Source organism: Planococcus donghaensis MPA1U2 (assembly GCF_000189395.1).
GTDB lineage: Bacteria > Bacillota > Bacilli > Bacillales_A > Planococcaceae > Planococcus > Planococcus donghaensis_B.
This window is the reverse complement of record NZ_AEPB01000048.1, coordinates 1-1,554: the sequence shown is the minus strand read 5'-3', so window position 1 is coordinate 1,554 and position 1,554 is coordinate 1. Positions and strand designations below refer to the sequence as shown.

The 1,554-nt window shown below is 45.4% G+C and carries 1 protein-coding gene; it reads right to left on the bottom strand.

Annotated elements, in window-relative coordinates; all coding sequences use genetic code 11:
* Positions 1-13: 13 nt before the first annotated feature.
* The gene (locus GPDM_RS13495; protein ID WP_008432205.1) at positions 14-1,384 is read right to left on the bottom strand and encodes an LA2681 family HEPN domain-containing protein; all 1,371 of its coding nucleotides are present in this window, start codon (positions 1,382-1,384) and stop codon (positions 14-16) included.
* Positions 1,385-1,554: the final 170 nt, after the last annotated feature.

Genomic DNA, 1,554 nt, shown 5'->3' with positions numbered 1-1,554 from the left:
GCCTTTTTTGTATTTATTTTTTCTCCAACCCAATCGCAAATCCTACATACATCAACGCATTACGCGCCTTAAATAAAGTCGTCTGTGACAAACGTTCAAGTTCAATTTGCGTCATTTGATGCTTACGCAGTTCACCAGTTTCAGCGATTTCTTCTTTTTTCGTAATCACTTGAACAAAGCTACGTTCGAGTTGATCGCGTATCAAGAGTGAACGAACCGTCGCAACATTTTGAACTGCAGATTGCTCATAGCCAAAGAGTTCTTTGGATAGCCAAAACAATGCTTTTAATGCGCCGTTTTTGCTGTCTTTAATAAACGGCTTGAGCGGTTTTTTCGGATCTTCTTCTTCAAACCACATACGCTGTAAGCCGGCACGTGGATTGGTCATTTCGAGTTTGTAGTATTGGCTAACAAACTGCGCAATTTTTGAGAACAAAGTATACGACTGTCGGTAAACGGTCTTAAGTTGTTCATTGCGCTCAGCGCTCGGCTCTTGCTCAAGTGCTTCGAAAAGATTCCAACGCAGTCCCGTAAACTCAGAAACGATGCTATCCATAAATGTTTCAAGGTATCGCCCATGCTCTTTATCGTCCCCTACATGGCGGTAGTTAAGCGTATCAATTTTCATCGTGCCATCAGGATCAACTTCGTTGTTGTCATTAAGCAACAAGCGATGCTTCGCGCACCAGTCGCGGTAATCGCGCTCGCGGCCTTCGAAAAAGTTCGGTTTGTAGCTGCCAGTCAAATCGATCGGGCCAATGTCCTCAAGCATTTTAACAGCCAGCTTCAAGCGGTCTGCATACAACGCGCGTCCATTGGCGTTGGTGATTTTTTCAATCCCGTCACGCAACAAATCACGCGACAAATGAAGTGCCTCACCTTTTGCATCTTTATCGCGCAAGAATGTTGAATAAAACAATAATCCCCATCCACGTTCAGCGTCTAAACGTTCGTACGAGGGATCATTTTCCGCTTCTGTCATTTGCTCTAAAACGTTAAGGCCATCAAGTGAGCGACCTACGTAAATCAAAGCTTCCGCATAGTTCAAGCAAATTTGGTTCCATATAGTAGGCGGCACTTTGCCGCGGAACTGTGCATATAAGCTTTCAAATAGAAACAGCTGGCGTTGTTTCATCGGGCTGTTCCAGTCTTTTTGCAACTGGTGCTCGACGCCGAGCTTGCTGCTCTCAAGTAAAATCGCGAGCGGGTAAGCCGCTTGACCTTCGAGACGTTTTTTTAAGTGTTCAATGATTTCTACTAGTTTTTCCGGCGCAGTACGTGTTTTTTGAAACTCCTGCAGCAATAATTGTGCAGCTTGGTAAACTTCTTTCAACTCAAATTGCCCGTAATCGTCTGATTGGGCAATCTCTTGTAATGTCGACATCGGGAACCCTCCTTGGATCGGTGCTTCTGTTCTTATTGTACCGAAGTCGAGCGAGCGGGTCACCCCTTGTTGTCGGAATTTTTGGGTATTGGTTGTGTTTTTTGAGTGATATGCGCGGTTGGGCGTGTGTTGTGCGCGGTTCTGGAGAAATACGCGCGGTGGTGAGGTGG

Coding starts and splice junctions, on each gene's coding strand:
- GPDM_RS13495 (WP_008432205.1), bottom strand. CDS start 1,384: ATGTCGACATTACAAGAGATTGCCCAATCAGACGATTACGGGCAATTT.